Origin of the sequence: Amycolatopsis saalfeldensis, assembly GCF_900110575.1 — a bacterium.
GTDB classification, from domain to species: domain Bacteria; phylum Actinomycetota; class Actinomycetes; order Mycobacteriales; family Pseudonocardiaceae; genus Amycolatopsis; species Amycolatopsis saalfeldensis.
Map to the genome: position 1 here is coordinate 150135 of NZ_FOEF01000020.1, position 21966 is coordinate 172100.

Below are 21966 nucleotides of genomic sequence, written 5' to 3' on the forward strand. Positions count from 1 at the left end.
GGTGAAGGAGAGCGTGTGCGGGTGCTCGGGGTCGACCCCGGTCTGACCAGGTGCGGCCTGGGCGTGGTCGACGGCGGCCAGGGCCGCACCGTCCGCGCCGTCGCCGTCGGGGTGGTGCGCACGCCGCCGGACGCCGACCTGGCGCACCGCCTGCTCGGCATCGCCGACGAGGTCGAGGCCTGGCTGGACCGGTACCGGCCGGCGGCCGTCGCCGTGGAGCGCGTGTTCGCCCAGCACAACGTCCGCACCGCCATGGGCACGGCGCAGGCGGGCGGGGTGGTCGCGCTGGCCGCGGCGCGCCGGGGCCTGCCGGTCGTGTTCCACACGCCCAGCGAGGTCAAGGCCGCCGTCACCGGGTCCGGCCGCGCGGACAAGGCGCAGGTCACCGGTATGGTGATGCGCCTGCTCAACCTCGAGGTGAAACCGCACCCGGCCGACGCGGCCGACGCGCTGGCACTGGCGATCTGCCACCTCTGGCGCGAGCCGATGCGGGTCCGCCTCGCCGAGGCCGAGGCCCGCGCGGCCGAGCTGGCCCGCACGCACAAGGCACGGCTCGCCGCCGCAGCGAAGCAGGCCGGCGGCGCCTCCGCACCGGTCGCCCGGCGCGCCCGGACCGCGCCGAAGCAGGCAGCGCCCAAGCAGGCCGTGCCCGCGAAAGAAAAGACCAAGCAGGACAACACAGGAGCCCCGCGATGATCTCCTCGGTACACGGCGAAGTGCTGTCGGTCGGCCTGGACCACGTGGTGGTCGAGGTCGGCGGCGTCGGCTTCGCCGTGCAGGCCACCCCCGCGACGCTCTCGACGCTGCGGCGCGGGGAGAAGGTGCGGCTGCACACCGCGCTGATCGTCCGCGAGGACTCGCTGACGCTGTTCGGGTTCGCCGACGTGGACGCGCGCGAGCTGTTCGGCCTGCTGCAGACGGTCTCCGGGATCGGCCCGCGGCTCGCCCTGGCCACCCTCGCCGTGCTGGAGCCGGACAAGCTGCGCGCGGCGCTCGTCGAGGGCAACATCACCGTGCTGACGCAGGTGCCCGGCATCGGCCGCAAGGGCGCGGAACGGCTCAGCCTGGAGCTGCGCGACAAGGTCACCGCGCTCGGCGGGACGGGCGAGGCGCCGGTGGTGTCCGCGCCCGGCGCCTTGCGCGCCGAAGTGGTGGAAGCGTTGGCCGGGCTGGGTTTCCCGGCGAAACAGGCCGAGCAGGCGGTCGACCGGGTCCTCGCCGACGGCGACGGGCACACCACGGCCACGGTGCTGCGCGCGGCACTCGCCACCCTCGGCCGCAAGCAGTAGCCGATGGACCACGAAGTGACCGAGTTCGAAGCGGACGACGAAACGCTCTCGGCCCTGCCGCAGAACGGCGACGGCGACGTCGAGACCACGCTGCGGCCCCGCAAGCTCGACGAGTTCGTGGGCCAGCCCCGCGTGCGCGAGCAGCTGGAGCTGGTGCTGGAGAGCGCGCGGCGGCGCGGCGTCCCGCCCGACCACGTGCTGCTGTCCGGCCCGCCCGGCCTCGGCAAGACCAGCATGGCGATGATCGTCGCCGCGGAGCTGGGCGCGGCCATCCGGATCACCTCCGGGCCGGCGCTGGAGCGGGCCGGCGACCTCGCCGCGATGCTGTCCAACCTCGCCCCCGGCGACGTGCTGTTCATCGACGAGATCCACCGCATCGCCCGGCCCGCCGAGGAGATGCTGTACCTGGCGATGGAGGACTTCCGGGTCGACGTGGTGGTCGGCAAGGGACCGGGCGCCACCAGCATCCCGCTGGAGATCGCGCCGTTCACCCTGGTCGGCGCCACCACCCGGTCCGGCTCGCTGACCGGCCCGCTGCGCGACCGGTTCGGCTTCACCGGCCAGATGGAGTTCTACACCGACGCCGAGCTGGAGCTGGTCGTCCGGCGCGCCGCGACGATCCTCGACATCCCGATCGACCGCGACGGCGGCGCGGAGATCGCCCGCCGCTCGCGTGGCACGCCCCGGATCGCGAACCGCCTGCTCCGGCGCGTCCGCGACTACGCCGAGGTGCGTGCCGACGGCACCGTGAACCGCGAGGTCGCCCGCGCCGCGCTCGAGGTCTACGACGTCGACGAGCTGGGGCTGGACCGGCTGGACCGGGCCGTGCTGAACGCGCTGGTCCGCTCGTTCGGCGGCGGCCCGGTCGGGGTCTCGACGCTCGCGGTGGCCGTGGGGGAGGAGCCGACCACCGTGGAAGAGGTGTGCGAGCCCTACCTGGTGCGCGCGGGTATGCTCGCCCGGACTCCGCGTGGCCGGGTCGCCACCGCGGGCGCGTGGGAGCATCTCGGCCTGGTTCCCCCGCCCGATTCCGGACGGCCCGACCGGAGCGGTCCCACCCTGTTCGACCAGGGCTGACGGGGCCGCCCGGCACCGGCGGCCGGAGGTCGGCAGAGGAGTGGGTGCTGGAGTTTCCGCTGGCACCTGGCACACTCGAAGACAGCACATCCGCTAAAACCGGACGTAACGGCAACCCGGCGGCGTCCGTCGAATGGAGAGTCATGAACCAGTTACTGCTGCCGTTGCTGCTGCTGCTCGTGGTGGCCGTGCCGCTCATCATGGGCACCCGCAAGCAGAAGAAGCAGCAGGCGGCCCAGAAGGACCTGCAGGAGGGCCTGGCCCCCGGCGACCGCGTGATGACCACCTCGGGCCTCTACGGCTTCGTGGCCGACGCGTCGGGCGACACCACGATCGACATCGAGATCGCGCCGGGCGTCATCACCACCTGGCTGCGCCAGGCCGTCCGCGAGAAGGTCGAGCCGACCGTCGAGACCGAGGAGGACTCGGTCGAGGACGCCGACACCGACACCGCCGCGGTCGGCGGCGTGGCGTCGACCTCTTCGGAGGCCCCGGCCCAGGAGTCCATCTCCGCCGCCGAGAGCGAGAAGTCGGGCGCCCAGGTGGCGCCCCCGCTGGAGCACGGGAAGAAGTAACCTCCCGCTGGTCGGGCAGGGACTCGCCCGCGGCCGACGAAAGTCGGTACGGGTGAACGCCGGGCTCACGCAGCACCGAGTAGTGTCTCGGTGCTGCGTGCGTGTCCGCCGTCATAGTCATGCCCAGCAGCGTCCGGGAGTCCCCTCCCGGTTCGCTCACCGCAACCAGTGGGGCACACCCAGTCCGAGGAGACCGAAGCACCGTGGCACCATCGGCCGGGCACCTTCGCCCGGGACGTTATCTCGCTTTCTTCGCCCTGATCGTGATCGTGCTGTACGCGCTGGTGTTCTTCACCGGCGGCGGCAAGCCGGCCCCGAAGCTCGGCATCGACCTGCAGGGCGGCACCCGGGTCACGCTCACCGCGCGCACGCCCGACGGCAGCCAGCCCAACCGCGATCAGCTCAACCAGGCCCGCCAGATCATCGAGACCCGGGTCAACGGGATCGGGGTGGCCGGCGCCGAGGTCCTGCTGGACGGCAGCAACGTCGTCATCACGGTCCCGGGTGAGCAGGGCGACCAGGCGAAGACCCTCGGCCAGACCGCGAAGCTCGGCTTCCGCAAGGTGATCACCTCGCAGCCGAACACCCCGGCCGGAGCCACGCCGCCGCCCGCCTCGGGCACCCCCTCGACGCCGCCCTCGGGCACGCCGTCCACGCCGCCGTCCTCCTCCGGCAAGCCCTCGGCGCCCCCGGCCAGTGGTGGCGGAGGTGCCGCCGGCGCGCCCGCGCAGACGCCGAGCACCTCGCCCGCGCCGCCGTCCGGCGGCCAGAAGCAGCAGACCCCGATCGAGCAGGCCCAGGCCGTCCGGCAGAACGCCGACCTGGCCTCGACCGACCAGGCCAAGGCGCAGGCCGCGCAGCAGGCGGCGCTGGCCTCCCTGACCTGCGCGGACAACGTCAAGGACCCGCTCGAGGGCAACGACGACTCGAGCAAGCCGCTGGTCGCCTGCGGGGACAAGAACGCGACGAAGTACGTGCTGGGCCCGGAGTTCCTGCCCGGCACGGACATCTCCACCGCCTCCTCGGGCTACGACCAGCAGCGCGGCCAGTGGACCGTCGACATGACGTTCAACTCGGCCGGCGGCAAGATCTGGGGCGACTTCACCTCGGCGAACGTCCAGTCGCAGGCCGCGTTCGTGCTCGACACGAAGGTGGTTTCGGCGCCGACCATCCAGTCGGCCATCCTCGGCGGCAACACGCAGATCACCGGCCAGTTCACCCAGAGCGACGCGAAGAACCTGGCCGACATCCTGAAGTACGGCTCGCTGCCGCTGTCGTTCAGCTCCTCGGACGCGACCACGGTGTCGGCCACGCTCGGCCTGGCCTCGCTGGAGGCCGGCCTGATCGCCGGCGCGATCGGCCTGATCGTGGTGTTCATCTACTGCCTGTTCTACTACCGGCTGCTGGGCATCCTGACGATCTTCTCGCTGGTGCTGTCCGGGCTGCTGGTGTACGCGGTGCTGGTGCTGCTCGGGCGGTGGATCGGCTACACGCTCGACCTCGCGGGCATCGCCGGCCTGATCATCGCCATCGGCATCACGGCCGACTCGTTCGTCATCTACTTCGAACGACTGAAAGACGAGATCCGGGAAGGCCGGACGTTCCGGTCCGCGGTGGGCCGCGGCTGGGTCCGCGCCCGGCGCACCATCCTGGCGTCCGACGCGGTGAGCTTCCTGGCCGCGGCGATCCTGTACGTGATCGCGGTCGGCGACGTGCAGGGCTTCGCGTTCACCCTCGGCATGTCGACGGTGCTCGACCTGGTGGTCGTCTACCTGGTCACGCACCCGCTGGTGTCGCTGTTCTCCACGTCGAAGTCGGCGTTCCTGTCCAACCCCCGGCACCTCGGCCTCGGCGCCGTGCAGCAGCTGGGCTCGCAGCGCAAGGCCGCGCGTCCTTCGGTCGGCCGCTCGAACGTGAAGGAGGCCTGACGTGGGCGAGGAAGACCAGGGCAAGGCCCCCGAAAGCACCGAAGCCACGGGCACCGACGCCACGGGCACGGAAACCACGGCGGTCAAGGGCGGCAAGGCCAAGAAGGAGAGCGTGTTCCACCGGCTCTACGTCGGCACGGGCGCGTTCGACATCATCGGCGTGCGCAAGCGCTGGTACATCTTCTTCGCCGCGCTGGTGCTGGTGTGCATCGGCTCGATGGTGTTCCGGGGGTTCACCTGGGGCATCGAGTTCGACGGTGGCACGCAGATCCAGATGCCGTCCCACGGCGCCCACGGCGAGGCCACCACCCAGCAGGTCGTCGGCTCGTTCTCCAAGGCGCTCGGCGAGCAGCCGGCGGAGACGCAGAAGGTCGGCACGGGCAACGCTTCGACCATCCAGATCCGCTCGGAGACACTCGACGCGGCCAAGGTCGCGAAGGTGAAGCAGCAGCTGTTCACCGACTTCGCGCCGATCGGCAGCAACGGGCAGGCGAGCGAGGCGTCGATCAGCGACAGCGCGGTGAGCGCGTCCTGGGGCGGGGAGATCTCCCGGCAGGCCATCATCGCGCTGCTGGTGTTCCTGGTGGCCGTGGTCATCTTCCTGGCGATCTACTTCGACACCAGGATGGCGCTGGCCGCTCTGGTCTCACTGCTGCACGACATCGTGGTCACCGCGGGCGTGTACTCGCTGGCGGGCTTCGAGGTCACCCCGGCGACGGTGATCGGCCTGCTCACCATCCTCGGCTTCTCGCTGTACGACACGGTGGTGGTGTTCGACAAGGTTCGCGAGAACACCCGCGGCCTGCTCGGCCTCACCCGCCGCACGTACGCGGAGGCGGCGAACCTGGCGCTGAACCAGACCCTGATGCGGTCGTTCAACACCGCGTTCATCGCGCTGCTGCCGATCCTGGGCCTGCTGATCGTCGGCTACATCCTGCTCGGCTCCGGCACGCTGCAGGACCTGGCGCTGGTGCAGCTGACCGGCACCCTGGTCGGCGTGCTGTCCTCGGTCGCGCTGGCGACGCCGCTGCTGGTCGACTTCAAGATGCGAGACCCGCAGTACCGGCAGCAGGCCGAGCGGGTCCGCGCCCGCCGGGCCAGCCAGGAGAAGAAGGCGGCCGCGCGTGCGGCCGGCGGCGACGACTTCGACGCGGGCGACGACGAAGCGCTGGAGGCCGAACTCCGCAAGGAGAAGGCATACGCGGCGGCGGCCAGCGTTTCGGCGCGCACGCCGAAGTCGAAGCCCCGTCGCAGCGGCGTGTCCTCGGCGAAGCGGAAGCGCTGAGCCGCATGGATCTGGACAAGGCCCTCGGCCTGATCGCCGAGGTGCCGGACTTTCCCGAGCCCGGCGTGCTGTTCCGCGACCTGAGCCCGCTCTTCGCGGACGCCGCCGGGTTCGCCGCGGTGACCGACGCGCTGGCCGGCACCCTCGACCCCGGGGTCGAGCTGCTGGCCGGCGTCGAGGCTCGCGGGTTCTTGCTCGCCGCGGCCGTCGGGTACGCCCGCGGCCTGGGCGTGGTGCTCGTGCGCAAGCCCGGCAAGCTGCCGTCGGTGGCCGGCCGGGTCGACTACGCGCTGGAGTACGGCACCGCGAGCGTGGAGCTGCCCGCCGGCATCGTCCGGCCCGGCCAGCGGGTCGCCGTGCTCGATGACGTGCTCGCCACCGGCGGGACCGTCGCGGCCACCGGCAAGCTGCTGGAGGACGCGGGCGCCGAGGTCACGGGCGTTTCCGTGGTGCTCGAACTCGCCGGGCTCGGCGGCCGGGCTGTGCTCGGCGGACGATCGGTGCACTCGCTCCGGACCTGCTGACCCGCGCCCGGCCGGGAGGCCCGGAGACCCTCCGAATGGGCGTGGGCGGAGAGGCCGGGCGGCCCAGCGGTTACCCTGGGGGTTCGAAGGCCGCACGAGCAGCAGGAGGTGCGGGTGAGCCAGGAGCTCGACGCAGCGTCGCCCGCCAAGGACGCCGCCGGAGGGCGGGGTGCGCAGGCCGTGCTACCGCCCAAGCCCAACGGCGCGGCGCCCACCCCGTCGGCGACACGCCGCGTCCGGGCCCGGCTGGCGCGCCGCATCACCGCCCAGCGCGCCGCCCCGGTCAAGCAGGTCCTCGAGCCGCTGGCCGTCATCCACCGCGAGCTGCACCCGAACGCGGACCTGGCGCTGCTGCAGCGCGCCTACGACGTCGCCGAGGAGCTGCACCGCGAGCAGCGGCGCAAGTCGGGCGACCCGTACATCACGCACCCGCTCGCCGTCGCCACGATCCTGGCCGAGCTGGGCATGGACACCACCACGCTGGTCGCCGCGCTGCTGCACGACACCGTGGAGGACACCGGCTACTCGCTCGACGAGCTGAAGGCCGACTTCGGCGACAAGGTCGGCGAGCTGGTCGACGGCGTGACCAAGCTGGACAAGGTCAAGCTCGGCACCTCGGCCGAGGCGGAGACCATCCGCAAGATGGTCATCGCGATGGCGAAGGACCCGCGGGTGCTGGTCATCAAGCTGGCCGACCGGCTGCACAACATGCGCACCATGCGGTTCCTGCCGCCGGAGAAGCAGGCCCGCAAGGCGCGCGAGACGCTCGAGGTGCTCGCCCCGCTGGCGCACCGGCTGGGCATGGCCACGGTCAAGTGGGAGCTGGAGGACCTCGCGTTCGCCATCCTGCAGCCGAAGAAGTACGACGAGATCGTGCGGCTGGTCGCCGACCGCGCGCCGTCGCGCGACACCTACCTGCGCTCGGTGATCACGGACCTGACCAGCAACCTGGTGTCCTCGCGGATCACCGCGAAGGTCGAGGGCCGGCCGAAGCACTACTACTCCATCCACCAGAAGATGATCGTCCGCGGCCGCGACCTCGACGACATCCACGACCTGGTCGGCGTGCGGATCCTGGTGGAGGACGTGCGCGACTGCTACGCGGCCATGGGCGTGGTGCACGCGCTCTGGCAGCCGGTGCCCGGCCGGTTCAAGGACTACATCGCGCAGCCGCGGTTCGGCGTCTACCAGTCGTTGCACACCACCGTGATCGGGCCGGACGGCAAGCCGCTGGAAGTGCAGATCCGCACCTACGAGATGCACCGCACGGCCGAGTACGGCATCGCCGCGCACTGGCGGTACAAGGAAACCAAGGGCACCCACGGCGGCAACGGGGCCGGCAACTCGGTCGACGTCGACGAGATCGCCTGGATGCGCCAGCTGCTCGACTGGCAGCGGGAGGCGGCCGACCCGGGCGACTTCCTCGAGTCGCTGCGCTACGAGCTGGCCGCGCGCGAGATCTTCGTGTTCACGCCGAAGGGCGACGTGATCACGCTGCCCGCCGAGTCGACGCCGGTCGACTTCGCCTACGCCGTGCACACCGAGGTGGGGCACCGCTGCATCGGCGCCCGCGTGAACGGGCGCCTGGTCGCGCTCGAGCGGAAGCTGGAGAACGGCGAAGTCGTCGAGATCTTCACCTCCAAGGCCGAAAGCGCCGGGCCGAGCCGCGACTGGCTGCAGTTCACCGGCTCGCCGAAGGCGCGCGCGAAGATCCGCCAGTGGTTCGCCAAGGAGCGCCGCGACGAGGCGATCGACGCGGGCAAGGAGGCGATCACCAAGGAGGTCCGCAAGGTCGGGCTGCCGATCCAGCGGCTCGTCTCCGCGGAGTCCATGGGCTCGGTCGCCACGGAGCTGCGCCACGCCGACATCTCCTCGCTGTACGCGGCCGTGGGGGAGGGCCACACCAGCGCCAAGCACGTGGTGCAGCGGCTGGTGGCGCTGCTCGGCGGCGTCGACGAGGCGGAGGAGGAGCTGGCCGAGCGGGCCACGCCGTCCACCGTCACCCGGCGCCGCGGGTCCAACGACGTCGGCGTGGTGGTCAAGGGCGCCGGCGACATCTGGGCGAAGCTGGCGCGCTGCTGCACCCCGGTGCCGGGCGACGAGATCCTCGGCTTCGTCACGCGCGGCGGCGGCGTCAGCGTGCACCGCACGGACTGCACGAACGCCGACGACCTGCGCGCCCAGCCGGAGCGCCTGGTCGAGGTCGAGTGGGCGCCGTCCGCGTCTTCGGTCTTCCTGGTCGCGATCCAGGTCGAGGCCCTCGACCGGCACCGCCTGCTCTCGGACGTGACGAAGGTGCTGGCCGACGAGAAGGTCAACATCCTCTCCGCGTCGGTCACCACCTCACGCGACCGCGTGGCGGTCAGCCGCTTCTCGTTCGAAATGGGCGATCCCAAGCACCTCGGCCACGTGCTGAAGGTGGTCCGCGGCGTGGAAGGCGTGTACGACGTGTACCGGGTGACTTCGGCTTCCTAGGCGTTGTTTCACCGTGACGCCCGAACCACCTTCCTGGGCAGGTTGCCGATCGTCCAGGGCCACCAGGCCGGAAGCACACATCGCCGCCGCGATGCGTGAAGACCTGGCTGGACCGCTACGCCGCCGAGGGCGAGTCCGGTCTTCGTGACCGATCCTCAGCGTGAACGCCGCGGCCCGGCCTGGCTCGGCTGTGAACTGGGCGTCCCGACACCGACGGTGCGCGGGTACTGTCCCGCCACCAGATCCCGCGGCCGGCCTCACCCGGGCGATCACCTACTTCGCCGCCCCACTGCCTCTGGCAGAACGGCAAAGTCGAACGTCTCAACCGCACGCCGCAGACCGAATGGAACTACCGCCAGACCTTCGCCAGCAACACCGAACGCACAGCAGCCCTCGCACCCCGATGGCCAATACACCTAGGCGAGGAACTCCAGCAGCGCCTCGGTGGTCTCGGCCGGGCGTTCCATCGGCGGCAGGTGCCCGGTGTCCGGCAGGTCGAGCCGCCGGGCGCCGGGGATGGTCGTGGTGAACAGGTCCGCGAGGGCGAGCAGCCCGGAGGCGTCGGCCAGTCCGATGAGGACCAGGGCCGGCGCCGTGATCCCGGCGAGGCGGTGCCGGGTGTCCGGGACGTCCTCGGTCCATTTCGGACCGTTCCACATCCGGTGGTACACCACCGCGCACATTTCCTTGGCCGCCAGCCACGTCTGCTCGTCCAGCACGTCGGGCGTCCGATGTGGACCGACGACGAAGTAGCGCGCGTTGGCCTCCGCGGCGGCGGCGACGTCGGCCTCGTCGACGCGCTCCGCCGTGTGTGCCCGGTACTGCTCCAACCGGTCAAGCGGGACCGCGGCCTGAAGTGCTGCCTGCATCCCGGCGGCCATGTCCGCCGGCCACTCGTGCCCGGACAGGCCGGCGCCGACGAGCGCGATCCGGCGGACGCGCGAGGGCGCGGCCAGCGCGGCGTCCAGGGAGTACGCGCCGCCCATCGACGAGCCGACCAGCGCCGCTTCCTCCACGCCGAGGGCGTCCATCACCGCGAGCAGGTCGCGGTGGTGCGAAACGGTTCCCTCGGGGTCGTCGGATTCGCCGTGGCCGCGCCGGTCGTAGCGGATCACGCGATGGGACTCGGCCAGCGCGGTGAACTGGTGGTCCCACATCCGCCGGTCCGCGAGTCCGGCGTGCAGCAGCACGACCGCGGGCCCCTCGCCGGCTTCGTCGTAGCCGAACCGGGCTCCGTTTGCTTCGATCATCCCCATGCCGGCCGACGCTAGCCCCGACGGCCGCGTCACAGCCAGGGGTTTCGCGCAGGGCGATCCGGTTAGGGTGCTGGGCATGACCGACGGATTCGAGTTCACCCGCGACGGCGAGATCGCCCGGCTGACGTTCACCCGGCCGGAGAAGATGAACGCCATCACCTACGGCATGTGGTCGGCGATCCCGGACGTCGTGGCGCGGGTCGAGCAGGACCCGGCGCTCAAGGTCCTGGTGCTCGACGGCGCGGGCAAGCACTTCTCGGCGGGCGCGGACATCAGCGAGTTCCGCGAGCTGCGTTCGACTGCCGAGGGCGCGGCGACCTACGACAAGGCGGTGGACGGCGCGGTGAGCGCGCTGACCGCGATGCGCAAGCCGTCGGTGGCGATGATCCAGGGCAACTGCATCGGCGGCGGCTGCCAGGTTTCGGTGGCGTGCGACTTCCGGTTCGCCGCGGCCGGCGCGCGGTTCGGCATCACACCGGCGAAGCTCGGCATCGTCTACCACTTCGATTCGACGCGGCAGCTGGTCTCGCTCGTCGGGCCGGCCGATGCCAAGTACTTCCTGCTCTCGGGCGAGCTGGTCGGCGCGGTGCGGGCGCGGGAGATCGGCTTGGTCAACGACGTCTTCGAGGCCGAGGAGCTGGCCGGCGCGACCGCCGCGTTCGTCGCGACGCTGTGCGCGCGCTCGCAGGCCTCGGTCCGCGGGATGAACCGGATCATCGAGAAGATCGTGGCGGGCCAGGAAAGCACTGACGCCGAGGTCGAGGACATCCGGCTCGCCGCGTTGCACGGCGAGGACTACGCGGAGGGCGTCGACGCCTTCCTCAACCGCCGGCCGCCGAAGTTCACCTACCGCTGACGGCCGCTCAGATTTCGTCCCAGGCGGTGCTTTCGTAGGCCTCGCGCAGCAGGCGGGCGGCGGCGGGGTCCGAGCGCAGCGGCACTCCGTCCACTGAGGCCACGGGGCGCCCGATCGTCTCGGAATTGGTCAGGAACACGGCGTCGAACCCGGGCAGCTCACCCGGGTACACCGGGCGGACCTCCTGCGGGACGCCCGCCGCGCGCAGCTGCCGCTCCAGCACCAGGTACGTGATGCCCGGCAGCACCGCCGCCTCGGGCCACACCACCGTGCCGCCGGAGAGGAAGCCGACGTTCCAGATCGAGGCCTCGCTGACGCGTCCGGCGTCGTCGATGAACAATGCGTCTTCGTATCCTGCGAGGCGCGCCTGCCGGGAGTGGTGGATCAGGCCGAACGTGCCGAGGTGCTTCACCTGCGGCAGATCCCGTTGGTAGCGCACGGACTTGAGCCGGATCGGGTCGGTCACCGGCTCGTGCGGCGGCCCGGTCCGGATCAGGATCTCCGGCGCCATCACCGGTTCGTCGCTGCTGACGCGGGAGAAGACCACCACCCGCGCCGACAGCGCGTCGTGCCCGGCGATCGCGTGGCGCAGATGCGCACGGACCAGGCCGGTGTCCAGCTCGCTGCCGAACAACAGCCGCGTGCTCGCTTCCAGCCGGCTCAGGTGGAAGCCGAGACCGCACACCCGCCCGGCGCGGACCTGCATCGCGGTGAAGTGGCCGTAGCCACCCATCGCGGACGCGAGGCCCGGCACGCCGGGCGGGGCGCCGTTCAGCTCGAGCGGGAAATCCACCTCACGCGGAGACGGTCACCGCGGTGAACTTCACCGGGTTCTTGGGCTCGCCGGTCGCGCCGTCCTGGCCCACCGCCCCGATGCCGGTCTTCGCGATCTGGTCGAGCACCTTCAGGCCCTCGTCCGAGATGCTGCCGAAGATCGTGTACGTGGCGGGCAGCTGGGCGGTGCCGTAGACCATGAAGAACTGGCTGCCGCCGGTGTTGGGCTGGCCGGTGTTGGCCATCGCGAGGATGCCGCGGCCGTATTTCTCGCCGGTGAAGTACTCGTCCGGCACGGTGTAGCCGGGGCCGCCCTGGCCGTCGGTCTGCACGTTGCCCTTGGCGTTCGGGTCGCCGCACTGCAGCATCTGCAGGTCGGTGACGCCGAGGCGGTGGCAGATCGTGTCGGTGTAGAAGCCCTGCTTGGCCAGGCTCACCATGCTCTGCACGGTGCACGGTGCCAGCGCCCGGTCGAGCGTCACGGGGATGTCGCCCGCGGTGCTCTTGAAGGTGAGCGTCACCGTCCCGGTGGCCGGCACGTTCTTGCCGTCCGGCACCGTCGGCTTCTTCGCGCCGGTCGGGCTCTGCGCGTCCGCCGCGTAGGTGCACGTGGTCGGGTTCGGCAGGGCCTTCGGCCGGGTCGGCATGGCCGTGCGCTGCGTCGGGATGTTCGTGAGCGACGGCACCGGGGCCGCGCTCGACGAAGGCGGCGGCGAGGCGGCCGCCGTGTCGCTGCTGCTGCCGCCGCTGTTCACGACCCACACCACGACACCGGCCACGATGAGGACGACACCGCCGACCACACCAGCGCCAACGATCTTGCGTCGCTTCGCCCGCTCCGCCCGGCGTACGAGCTGCCGCTCGAGTTTCCGCTTCGCGGCTTCACGGCGCTGCTGGTTGGTCGCCACCCGCCCTCCAGTTTCCGCTCGATGTCACACGTCTGAGGTAGCGGCAGTGTATGGGCACAGCCTGTGAGGACTCTGTACAGGGGCGGCTAGTCTCGACCCGATCGTGATCAGCGGCGCTTCCCGGGGAGGGTTTTCGTGCTTGTCGCCGGGTTTGCCGCGGGGCCGCTGCGGGCCAACTGCTACCTGCTGGCGCCGTCCGCCGGCGGTGAGTGCGTGGTGGTGGACCCCGGCGAAGAGGTGGGTGAACCCCTCACCGCGGCCCTCGCGGAGCACGCGCTGGTCCCGGTCGCGCTGCTGGCCACCCACGGCCACCCCGACCACATCGGCTCGGCGGCGGCGCTGGCGCGGGCCCACGACGTCCCGCTGCACCTGCACCCGGCCGACGCGGATTGGCACGACGGCCCGTTCGAGGCACTCACCGAGGGGACGCTGACGGTGGCCGGCCTCGACGTCACCGTGCTCGGGGTGCCCGGCCACACGCCGGGTTCGGTGGCCTTCACCGTGACGGCGGGCGAAGGTGGCAGGCTGGTGCTGACTGGGGACACGCTGTTCGCCGGGTCGATCGGCCGCTCCGGCGACCGGGGCGCCGGCGCCGAACTGGAGAGATCGTTGCGCACGAAGCTGCTCACCCTGGCCGACGACACCGTGGTCCTGCCCGGCCACGGACCGGCCACCACCATCGGCCGGGAACGCGCCGGGAACCCGTTTCTCCCCGGGGCGGGGGTGTGACCGGGATGACCGAGCAGGGTGGCGCGAAGAGCGCCGGAACGCCGCCGGAGCGGCTGCCGCTGTTCGCCGACGACCCGAAGCTGCGGCGGCGGCGCGGCTGGTCCGGGATGCTCGGCGCGGTGATCATCGGCGCCGCGGCCGGCGGCATCACCGGGCTGATCGCCGGGCAGCTGACCGGTCTGATCGTCGCGGTGGTGATCGCGCTGCCGCTGGTCTACGTGGTGCTCTACAGCGTCCGCCGCCGCATCTGGATCGAAGGCACCACGCTGCTCGTGCGGACGTGGGGCGTGCGGCGCGTCGACCTCGTCGAGGCGCGGCGGCTGGACATCGTGATCAGCGACGTGCGGGGCACGCGCACGGTGAGCCTGCTCGTGAACGCGGGACGGCGCGGCAAGGTGGTGAAGATCGACCTGGCCGTGTTCTCCGGCGCCGGCGGCCGTGAGCTGAGCGCCCTGCAACTGCGCCGCGTGGCCGACGCGCTGCTGAACAACACCGAGGCCAACGGCCTGGTCTTCTCGGAGCTGCTGGTGGCCGAACTCCGCTCGGAAGCCCGTGGCGGCGGGGCGGCGGAGCGGCCGCTGTACCGGCTCGCGTCAGCCGCTCCGGCCGGGCGCTACGTGCAGCGTTTCCCGATGGAGGCGGTCAGCCGCTTCGTCACGACGCTGGACTGAACGCCTTCGCCGCGGCGTTTTCCGGTCTGGGTCAGCCGCGGCGGGCGACGGGCTCCGCGTGGTCCGCCTGCGGCTCGGCGTCCAGGCGGGCCCGGATCTGCTCCACCTGGTCGGCCAGCTCCGGTAGTTCCTGCGCGAGGTAAGTCAGCAGGCGTTCGAGCTGCCGGAGCGTGGCGCGCATTTCGTCGAGGGCGGTGACGATGCGGGGGACCGCCTCGGCCGCGGCGAGCCCCGCGGCGAAGGCCCGCCGGGTGAGGTGCAGCGCGAGCCGCGGCCCGGCGAGTACGACGTTGAACACGGCCCCTCCTGACGAACCCGGCAGCGCTCCGTGCGGCCTTCGTACCGCACGCGCGGGCCGCCGGACCGGCCGGGGCGGGATCGTGTTACTGGTGTGACTGCTGGGTATTCGTGGTGCTCACGAGGTGGTCGGCCGGTTCGCGGGCGGCGATCAGCGCGGCCAGCACGGTGGTGACCGGGACGGCCGCGACGATGCCGACCGAGCCCGCCAGCGTGCGGATGATCTCCGACGCGATGTCCTCGCTGCCGAGCAGCGCGCCGAGCCCGACGCCGGAGATCGAGGAGTACAGCAGCACCGGCAGCGCGGCGCCGGCGTAGGCCATCACGAGGGTGTTCACCGCCGAGCCGACGTGGTCGCGGCCGATGCGCAGGCCGGAGCGGTACAGCTCGCGCCAGCCCAGCGACGGGTTCGCCCGCCGCAGCTCCCAGACGGCGCTGGTCTGCGTGATGGTGACGTCGTCGAGCACACCGAGCGCACCGATCACGACGCCGGCCAGCAGCAGGCCCCGGGCGTCGATGCCGTGGCCGAGCGAGCCGATGAGGGTCGACGTGGCGTCGTCCAGGCCGGTCAGGGACGCGGTGGCGGAGAAGATCGCGGACAGCACGCCGATGAGCGCGAGGCTGACCAGCGTGCCGAGCACCGCGACCGAGGTTCTCGCGGACAGCCCGTGGGTCAGGTAGAGCGCGACGAACATGATCGCGCCCGCGCCCGCGATCGCGACCACCAGCGGGTTCTCCCCGGCGAGGATGGCGGGCAGCACGAACAGCACGATCACCACGAAGCTCAGCACCAGCGCGACGAGCGCGGCCAGCCCCTGCCACCGTCCGAGCACCAGCACCGCGACGGCGAACAGCGCGGCCAGCAGCACCAGCGGCGTGCCGCGCTGGAAGTCGACGAGCTGGAACGACGACGGGTCGCCCGCGTCGCCGCCGTTGTAGGCCAGCACCACGGCGTCGCCGGTGGAGAAGCGCGGGGTGCTGGGCTCGATCGGCACGGTCAGCTTGAGCCGCTTGCCGTTCCCGGGCCCGCTGGTCATGGTCAGGTCGACGGTCAGGCACGGCTTCTGGCCGGGATCCGGCTGCGCGCCGACCTGCACCTGCCCCGACGCGAGGCACGGCCCGGTGGCGGTCGCGGTGATCGACGCCTGCACCGGAGTTCCTTGCTGCACCGCGCTTTTCGGCGCCGGCTTGCCCCACGGGTAGAGCACGATCATCCCGACGACCGTCGCCAGCGCCAGCGGGGTGAGCAGCCAGACCAGCAGATTCCGCACGCGGCGGGATGCCGGTGCGGCGGGGCCGTGGCCGTGGCCGTGCCCATGCCCGGCCGCGGCGACCGGATCCGGTGGCTCGACCGGGGGTCCCCCTCGCGCCCGTCCGGCGCCCCGGGTCCCGGCCGGCGCCTCCGCCTGACCACGACGGGCGCCGGTGCTTTCGGCGGCCGACTCGGCGCGCGGCGCGCGGCGGCTGCCGGTGGCTTCGCCGGGTGATTCGGTGTCGGCTGCGCGGCGGGCGTCGATGCGGGGCACGCGGCGGGTGGCGGTGGTTTCGGTGCGGGGCTGGCGACGGCCGCCGGTTGTCTCGGCTGGGGTCTCGGCGTCGGTTTCCGGGCGGGGGATTCGGCGGGAACCTGTTGTGCCGCTGGGAAGTTCGCCTCGTCGCGGGCGGGCGGGGTCACCGTCGGCGCGGGGGCGGCGGGGGCGAGGGTCGCCGCTGCCCGGTGGCAAGGGGGTTTCTCCGGTACGGCGGCGGTCCGCGGGGGCGCGGCGCGGGCGGTCGTCTTCCGCGGCGGGCCAGGCGGCGGCGGGGTCCGGCCAGGAGGCGGCCGGGGCGTCGGCGCTCGGCCAGGCGTCGCCCGGAGCGCTTGGTGACTCGGCGGCGGGCCATTCGCCGCTCGGTGACTCCGCGGCGGCAGGCCACCTGCCGTTTGGTGATTCGGCGGCGGGCCACCTGCCGCTTGGTGATTCGGCGGCAGGCCACCCGCCGCTCGGTGATTCGGCGGCAGGCCACCCGCCGCTTGGTGAGTCCGTGGCGGGCCACCCGGCGTTGTCGCCGGAGGTGGGCGGAGGGGTGGCCCCGGGCGGAGGCGTGGCACGGGGGCGCCGGGGGCGGGACGGGCCGGGCGCCGCGGTGGGGGGCTCGCCGGTCACCCGGCGGATCGGGCCGGTGCCGTCGGGGTCGTCGGTGCCGCCGTCGGGGGAGCCGGGGGAGCCGGGGTAGTCGGAGTAGTCGCGCGGTGCCACGGCGAACATCCTGCACTCCCCGGTCCGGGCTCACCCGGGTCGGGTGGGGGAGGAGCCGGTCGTATCCGGCGTTTCGGCCTCAGCTGTAGGCCTGGCGCAGATGGACGCGGCGGTAAGCCGAAGGCGGCGTGTCGAAGTGGTCCAGGAACGCCTGGCGCAGGGTTTCGGTGGAGCCGAAGCCGCAGTGCCGGGCGATGGCGGTGAGCGGCAGGTCCGTGCCGGACAGCAGCCGCGCGGCGTGTTCGGCGCGGACGGTCCGCACGTATTTGCCCGGGGTGGTGCCCAGGTGCGCGTCGAACAGCCGGGTGAGCTGACGGGTGCTGATCCCGGCGTGGCGGGCCAGCACCGGGGTGCCGAGGTCGTCGGCGAGGTGTTCGCTCACGTACGCGGCGAGGTCGCGGACCTGCCCGTGCTCCGGCGGCGGCCCGGACAGGAACATGCTCACCTGCGCCTGGTTCCCCGGCCGCTGAAGATACGTGACGAGCGCGCGGGCCACCTCGCGCGCCATCGCCGGCCCGTGGTCCTCCTCGACGAACGCCAGCGTGAGGTCGAGGCCGCTGGTGACCCCCGCCGAGGTGTAGACGTCGCCGTGGCGGATGAACAGCGGCACCGGGTCCACCGTCACCGCCGGGTACTTCTCGGCGAACCGGGACGCGTACGCCCAGTGCGTGGTCGCGCGCCGGCCGCTCAGCAGCCCGGCCGCGGCGAGCAGGGTCGAGCCGGTGCAGACCGACGCCGTGCGCCGGCTGGTCCGCGAAAGCCGCCGCAGGTGTTCCAGCAGGCGCTCGTCGCGCGCGGCCGCCGTGTGGCCGCCCCCGCCCGCGACGATCACCGTGTCCAGCTCGCCCCGCACCTGGTCGAGCCGGAGGTGCGGGGTGAGGGTGAGGCCGGACTGGCAGCGGAACGGGTGACCGTCCACAGTGGCCAGACGGATCGTGTACGGCGGGCGGGCGCCGATCCGGTTCGCGGCGTCGAGCGCGTCGGACACGCAGGCGACGTCCAGCAGCTCGGCGTCGGGGAAGCCGACGATCACGACCTGCCGCGGGGGACCGGGCATGATCGGGAAGCTACCAGCTCGACCGGCCGACGGACATGGTTCGCAGGAATCAGGACACGGTCGCCGCGCGTGCGGGCGGCGCGGGCCACCGTGGGCCCCATGACCGAGAAGCCGAAGACCGAGAAGCAGAAGACGTTCGCCTTTGTCGTCTACCCCGGCCTGACCTCGCTCGACCTGGTCGGCCCGCTGCAGGTGCTGGCCGCGCTGGCCTCGGCCGATCCGGGGCTGCGGGTGGTGGTGGTCGGGGAGACGCTCGACCCGGTGGACACCGACTCGCCGCTGCGGATCGCGCCGAGTCACACGTTCGACGCGGTTCCGGACCCGTTCGCGATCCTCGTGCCCGGCGGCGGCGCGCCGACCCTGCAGGCGATGGCGAACCCGGCCCTGATCGGCTACCTGGCCCGGGCGGCGGAGACGGCCGAGTTCGTCACCTCCGTCTGCACCGGCTCCCTGCTGCTCGGCGAGGCCGGGCTGCTGAAGGGCCGCAAGGCCACCACCCACTGGATGTTCCGCGACCTGCTGCGCGCGTCCGGGGCCACACCGGTGGCCGAACGCTGGGTGGAGGACGGCCCGGTGATCACCGCGGCCGGCGTCTCGGCGGGCATCGACCTGGCCCTGCACCTGGTCGAACGGCTCGCCGGGACGGAGATGGCACGGATCGTCCAGTTCGGCATCGAGTACGACCCGCAGCCGCCGCTCGGCCCGCTGGACTGGGCGAACGCCCCGCACGGGAACCTGGCACCGCTGCGCGAGCACTTCCTGCGCGACGGCCTCGCCGGCCACCCGGAGCTGATGGCGAAACTGCTGGCCCACGCCTGACCGGAACACGACGGCCGACCCACCAACGGGGTGGGCCATCCGGGTGAGGACCGCCGGAAGCGCCCGGCGGCCCGGACCCCGCGGTTACATTCGGGCCACTCGACCAGGCGCGATCCAGTGGCGGGGAGCTTCGCGGTGCGGTTCCAGGTCCTCGGCCCGTTGGCGGCCACGGTGGTGAACACCCCGGTGACCCTGCCCTCGGCGGCCCAGCCCCGGCGGCTGCTCGCGCTCCTGCTGGCGCGGCCGAACGAGTTCGTCGGCCGGGCCACGATCGTCGACGAGCTGTGGCCGGACGGCGCCCCGCCCAGCGCTGCGGCGATCGTCCAGGTCACCGTTTCGAAGCTGCGCAAGACGCTGTCTCCGGGGCTGGCTTCGGACGCCCCGGCACAGCGGCTGCGCTCGGGCCCGCGCGGTTACGCCCTGACCGTCGGCGAGGACGAGCTGGACGCCACCGAGTTCGTCGCCCTCGCTTCGGCCGGGCTGGCCGCCGAGGACCCGGCGGCCAAGCGCGGGCTGCTCAAACGGGCGCTCGCCTGCTGGCGTGGCGGGGCGTTCTGCGACGTCGAGACCGGCCCGCTGGTGGAGGCGCACGAGCTGTGGCTGGAGGACCGGCGCCGCACGGTGCTGGTGCAGCTGGTGGAGCTGCAACTGGCCGGCGGGGACCGCCACGCCGTGGTCCACCGGCTGGCCCCGGTGGTCGCGGACCGGCCCGCCGACGAGCGGCTCGCCGCCCGCCTGGCCGACGCGCTGGCCGGCCTCGGCCGCCGCGATTCGGCCCTCGACGTGCTCCGCCGGACCCGCCGCGCGCTGTGGGACGAGGCGGGCGTGACCCCGGGCCCGGAGCTGGACGCCGTTTACCGCCGCGTCGCCGGCACCGAGTGGACGACGGCGGGCCCGCCCGCCCAGCTGCCCGCGCCGGCCCCGGACTTCACCGGACGGGCCGCCGAGCTGGCGGAAATCGCGCGCGGCCTGCGTTCGCCCGCGCCCGTCGTCGTGCACGGCGCGCCGGGGTCCGGCAAGAGCGTGCTCGCCGTGCAGGCCGCGTGGCGGGCCCGCCGCCGGTTCCCGGACGGCCAGCTCGTCGCCGACCTCAGCAGGGCCGATCCCCGTGACGTGCTCGCCGGTTTCCTGCGGGCGCTGGGCGCGTCGGCGGCCGAGCTGACGGTCGACCTGCCCGGGCTGGTCGGGCTGTGGCGCAGCACCACCGTGGACCGCCGCCTGCTGGTGGTGCTGGCCGACGCGCGTGCCGAGGCCCAGGTCCGGCCGCTGCTGCCGAGCGGTTCCGGCTGCGCCGTGCTGGTGACGGCGCGCAATCCGCTGCCGGGGCTGGCCGCCGCCCGTCCGGTCCCGGTGGGCGAGATGTCCACAGTGGACGCACGGGCGCTGCTCGCCGCGGTGGCGGGCCAGGAGCGGCTGGCGGCCGAGCCCGCCGCGGCCGACGTGGTCGTCACCCGCTGCGCCGGGCTCCCGCTCGCGGTGCGGATCGCCGGGCTGCGGCTGGCCCGGCGCCCGCACCAGCGCGTCGCCGAGCTGGCGGCGCGGCTCACCGACGAGCGCCGGGCACTGGACGAGCTGGTCGCCGGCGACCTCAGCGTGCGCGGCGCGGTGCTGCCCGCCCTGCACGCGTGCCCGCCCGCGGACCGCGACCTGTTGCGGCTGCTGGGGGTTTTCGGCCGCCCGGTGCCGGACTGGTGTGCCGCCGCGCTGCTGGGCCGCCGCGTCGCCGAAACCGGGGAACGGCTGGAGTCCCTGCTGGACGCCCACCTGCTCACCGTCGACGAACGCGGCCGCCACGCCGTGCCGAGGTTCGTCCGGCTCGGCCTGGCGCGGCTGCCCGGCCGGGAGCCGGACCGGGCGGCGCTGCGCCGGGCCGCCGAAGCCGTGCTGGCGCTGGCCGAACGCGTGCTTTCCGTGCTGGATCCGGGTTTCACCCCGGCCGGCCCGCCGTTCGCGCGGCCGGACGTGAGCGCGGCGCGGGCCGCGACCGCCGACCCGCTGGCCTGGCGCAACGCCGAGGTCGACCTGGTCGCCGCCACCGTCCGGCTGGCCGGCGCGCACGGGTGGCCCGACCTCGCGGCGCGGCTTTCCGACGCCTGCCTCGCGCTGGCCGGTTCGCCGTGGGTCAGCGGGGGCGCGCGGGCGGTTTCGGTGGCCGGGCTGGCCGCGGCCCGCCGGCTCGGGGACGGGCCGGCGGAGGCGGGCAAGCTGTTCACCCTCGGCTCCGTGCACTGGCAGCAGGGCCGCTGGCGCCAGGCCCGGACGTACTTCGCCATGGCCGGCAAGCGGTTCCGCACCCTCGGCGACCCGCGCGGCACGGGTGCGGCGCTGGTGGTGCTCGCCGACATCGACGCCGACGCCGGGCAGGCCGCGTTCGCCGTGGAGGAGCTGCGCGAGGCGCTGGACCTGTTGCGCGAGTGCGGGGACAGCCGGGGCCAGGCGACCGCCGCGGCCCAGTTCGGCGCGCTGTCGGAGGACCTCGGCGACGTCCGGCGCGCGCTGGAGAGCTTCGAGGCCAGCCTGCTGCTCGCCGACGGGCGCGGGCACGACCAGGTGGCGAAGCGCTACGCCGACGTGCTGCGCCGCCACGGTCACGCCGACCGCGCCGCCGACCTGCTGACGGACGCGCTCGGCGGCGCGGTCCGGTCCCGCGCGCGGCACTGGGAGGCGCACGTCCTGCGCAGCCTCGGCGACCTGCACGCCGAAGCAGGCGACGTCGGCGAAGGGGAGCGCTGCCTTTCGCGTTCGCTCGCGCTGTTCGAGCAGATCGGGCACCGGCACGCCGCCGCGTACACCCACCGGAGCCTGGCCGAGGCCCGGCTGCGCGCCGCCGACCGGGACGGCGCCGAGCGGCACCTGCGCGCCGCGATGGGCGTCTTCCGCGAGCTGCGGGACCGGCGCGGCACCGGGTACGCGCTGCTCAGCCTGGGCCGGCTGCACGCCGGGGCGGGCGCGGACGGCGACGCCCGGCGGGTCCTGGCTGACGCCGCCGGCGTGTTCGAAGGCCTGGGTTTCCCGCTGTGGGAGCTGCGCGCCCTGCGGGAGCTGAACGCCGCCTCCAGTGATTCACCCGCGCGGGACCGGGCTCGTGAAGTCTTGACGAAGATCAGGACCTGAGCCCGCTTGCCGGCCCGCGGCCACGGCCCGCGTTTGGCGAAGTTATGGCGCCCGAGTCTTGGCTGCCGCACGTCAGAACTCCCCACGAGGAG

Annotated in this window: 19 protein-coding genes; 13 read left to right on the forward strand and 6 right to left on the reverse strand. The window is 73.3% G+C overall.

Features of this window, described 5'->3' with window-relative positions; translation table 11 throughout:
• Positions 1-15: 15 nt before the first annotated feature.
• The 8 genes from ruvC (at position 16) to BMY97_RS35195 (ending at position 9153) form a co-directional block, all read left to right on the forward strand.
• The gene (gene ruvC / locus BMY97_RS35160; protein ID WP_091625768.1) at positions 16-696 is read left to right on the forward strand and encodes a crossover junction endodeoxyribonuclease RuvC; all 681 of its coding nucleotides are present in this window, start codon (positions 16-18) and stop codon (positions 694-696) included.
• Positions 693-1289, forward strand: a complete 597-nt coding sequence (gene ruvA, locus BMY97_RS35165) for a Holliday junction branch migration protein RuvA (protein WP_091625771.1) — start codon at positions 693-695, stop codon at positions 1287-1289. The genes ruvC and ruvA overlap by 4 nt, the downstream gene beginning before the upstream one ends.
• Before the next feature lie 3 nt (positions 1290-1292).
• On the forward strand, positions 1293-2366 hold the full coding sequence (gene ruvB, locus BMY97_RS35170; protein ID WP_091625773.1) for a Holliday junction branch migration DNA helicase RuvB: 1074 nt from the start codon (positions 1293-1295) through the stop codon (positions 2364-2366).
• 143 nt (positions 2367-2509) lie between these two features.
• A complete protein-coding gene (gene yajC / locus BMY97_RS35175) occupies positions 2510-2941 on the forward strand; it encodes a preprotein translocase subunit YajC (protein WP_091625776.1) in 432 nt (143 codons plus the stop codon).
• Positions 2942-3144: 203 nt separating this feature from the next.
• The gene (gene secD, locus BMY97_RS35180) at positions 3145-4869 is read left to right on the forward strand and encodes a protein translocase subunit SecD (protein WP_177231687.1); all 1725 of its coding nucleotides are present in this window, start codon (positions 3145-3147) and stop codon (positions 4867-4869) included.
• A gap of 1 nt (position 4870) precedes the next feature.
• Positions 4871-6154, forward strand: a complete 1284-nt coding sequence (secF, locus tag BMY97_RS35185) for a protein translocase subunit SecF (RefSeq protein WP_091625780.1) — start codon at positions 4871-4873, stop codon at positions 6152-6154.
• Between the two features lie 5 nt (positions 6155-6159).
• A complete protein-coding gene (locus tag BMY97_RS35190) occupies positions 6160-6678 on the forward strand; it encodes an adenine phosphoribosyltransferase (protein ID WP_091625782.1) in 519 nt (172 codons plus the stop codon).
• A 114-nt stretch (positions 6679-6792) separates the two neighbouring features.
• Positions 6793-9153 carry a RelA/SpoT family protein gene (locus tag BMY97_RS35195; protein ID WP_091625785.1) on the forward strand — a complete coding sequence of 787 codons (2361 nt, stop codon included), beginning with the start codon at positions 6793-6795 and terminating at the stop codon, positions 9151-9153.
• Between the two features lie 416 nt (positions 9154-9569).
• Here BMY97_RS35195 and BMY97_RS35200 read toward each other — a convergent pair whose 3' ends face one another.
• The gene (locus tag BMY97_RS35200; RefSeq protein ID WP_091625788.1) at positions 9570-10409 is read right to left on the reverse strand and encodes an alpha/beta fold hydrolase; all 840 of its coding nucleotides are present in this window, start codon (positions 10407-10409) and stop codon (positions 9570-9572) included.
• 76 nt (positions 10410-10485) lie between these two features.
• Between BMY97_RS35200 and BMY97_RS35205 the strand changes: the two genes are divergently transcribed.
• Positions 10486-11265 carry an enoyl-CoA hydratase/isomerase family protein gene (locus BMY97_RS35205; RefSeq protein WP_177231688.1) on the forward strand — a complete coding sequence of 260 codons (780 nt, stop codon included), beginning with the start codon at positions 10486-10488 and terminating at the stop codon, positions 11263-11265.
• Between the two features lie 7 nt (positions 11266-11272).
• On the opposite strand, the gene BMY97_RS35210 is transcribed toward BMY97_RS35205, so the two are convergent.
• Positions 11273-12058, reverse strand: a complete 786-nt coding sequence (locus BMY97_RS35210) for an aminotransferase class IV (RefSeq protein ID WP_091625794.1) — start codon at positions 12056-12058, stop codon at positions 11273-11275.
• A gap of 1 nt (position 12059) precedes the next feature.
• Positions 12060-12947 (reverse strand): peptidylprolyl isomerase, encoded by an 888-nt coding sequence (locus tag BMY97_RS35215; RefSeq protein WP_091625796.1) that lies wholly within the window; start codon positions 12945-12947, stop codon positions 12060-12062.
• Between the two features lie 135 nt (positions 12948-13082).
• Between BMY97_RS35215 and BMY97_RS35220 the strand changes: the two genes are divergently transcribed.
• Together BMY97_RS35220 and BMY97_RS35225 are read left to right on the forward strand one after the other, a co-directional pair.
• Entirely contained in the window at positions 13083-13676 is a 594-nt protein-coding gene (locus BMY97_RS35220) for an MBL fold metallo-hydrolase (protein ID WP_091625799.1), read from the forward strand.
• 5 nt (positions 13677-13681) lie between these two features.
• Positions 13682-14347, forward strand: coding sequence for a hypothetical protein (locus BMY97_RS35225; protein ID WP_091625955.1), 666 nt, complete (start codon positions 13682-13684; stop codon positions 14345-14347).
• 31 nt (positions 14348-14378) lie between these two features.
• Here the strand turns inward: BMY97_RS35225 and BMY97_RS35230 are convergent, their stop codons facing one another.
• The 3 genes from BMY97_RS35230 to BMY97_RS35240 all read right to left on the reverse strand — a co-directional run bounded on the left by BMY97_RS35230 (position 14379) and on the right by BMY97_RS35240 (position 17941).
• A complete protein-coding gene (locus tag BMY97_RS35230) occupies positions 14379-14645 on the reverse strand; it encodes a hypothetical protein (protein ID WP_091625802.1) in 267 nt (88 codons plus the stop codon).
• Between the two features lie 85 nt (positions 14646-14730).
• The gene (locus BMY97_RS35235; RefSeq protein WP_245787660.1) at positions 14731-16170 is read right to left on the reverse strand and encodes a YibE/F family protein; all 1440 of its coding nucleotides are present in this window, start codon (positions 16168-16170) and stop codon (positions 14731-14733) included.
• A 793-nt stretch (positions 16171-16963) separates the two neighbouring features.
• A complete protein-coding gene (locus tag BMY97_RS35240; RefSeq protein ID WP_091625805.1) occupies positions 16964-17941 on the reverse strand; it encodes a GlxA family transcriptional regulator in 978 nt (325 codons plus the stop codon).
• A 99-nt stretch (positions 17942-18040) separates the two neighbouring features.
• Here BMY97_RS35240 and BMY97_RS35245 point away from each other — a divergent pair, with 99 nt between their 5' ends.
• Together BMY97_RS35245 and BMY97_RS35250 are read left to right on the forward strand one after the other, a co-directional pair.
• Entirely contained in the window at positions 18041-18760 is a 720-nt protein-coding gene (locus tag BMY97_RS35245) for a DJ-1/PfpI family protein (protein ID WP_091625960.1), read from the forward strand.
• Positions 18761-18895: 135 nt separating this feature from the next.
• A complete protein-coding gene (locus tag BMY97_RS35250) occupies positions 18896-21874 on the forward strand; it encodes an AfsR/SARP family transcriptional regulator (RefSeq protein ID WP_091625962.1) in 2979 nt (992 codons plus the stop codon).
• Positions 21875-21966: the final 92 nt, after the last annotated feature.

Excerpts from the sequence above, each read along its gene's own strand:
- ruvA (WP_091625771.1), top strand. The coding sequence starts at position 693 with ATGATCTCCTCGGTACACGGCGAAGTGCTGTCGGTCGGCCTGGACCAC.
- ruvB (WP_091625773.1), top strand. The coding sequence starts at position 1,293 with ATGGACCACGAAGTGACCGAGTTCGAAGCGGACGACGAAACGCTCTCG.
- yajC (WP_091625776.1), top strand. The coding sequence starts at position 2,510 with ATGAACCAGTTACTGCTGCCGTTGCTGCTGCTGCTCGTGGTGGCCGTG.
- BMY97_RS35190 (WP_091625782.1), top strand. The coding sequence starts at position 6,160 with ATGGATCTGGACAAGGCCCTCGGCCTGATCGCCGAGGTGCCGGACTTT.
- BMY97_RS35200 (WP_091625788.1), bottom strand. The coding sequence starts at position 10,409 with ATGGGGATGATCGAAGCAAACGGAGCCCGGTTCGGCTACGACGAAGCC.
- BMY97_RS35205 (WP_177231688.1), top strand. The coding sequence starts at position 10,486 with ATGACCGACGGATTCGAGTTCACCCGCGACGGCGAGATCGCCCGGCTG.
- BMY97_RS35225 (WP_091625955.1), top strand. The coding sequence starts at position 13,682 with ATGACCGAGCAGGGTGGCGCGAAGAGCGCCGGAACGCCGCCGGAGCGG.
- BMY97_RS35240 (WP_091625805.1), bottom strand. The coding sequence starts at position 17,941 with ATGCCCGGTCCCCCGCGGCAGGTCGTGATCGTCGGCTTCCCCGACGCC.
- BMY97_RS35245 (WP_091625960.1), top strand. The coding sequence starts at position 18,041 with ATGACCGAGAAGCCGAAGACCGAGAAGCAGAAGACGTTCGCCTTTGTC.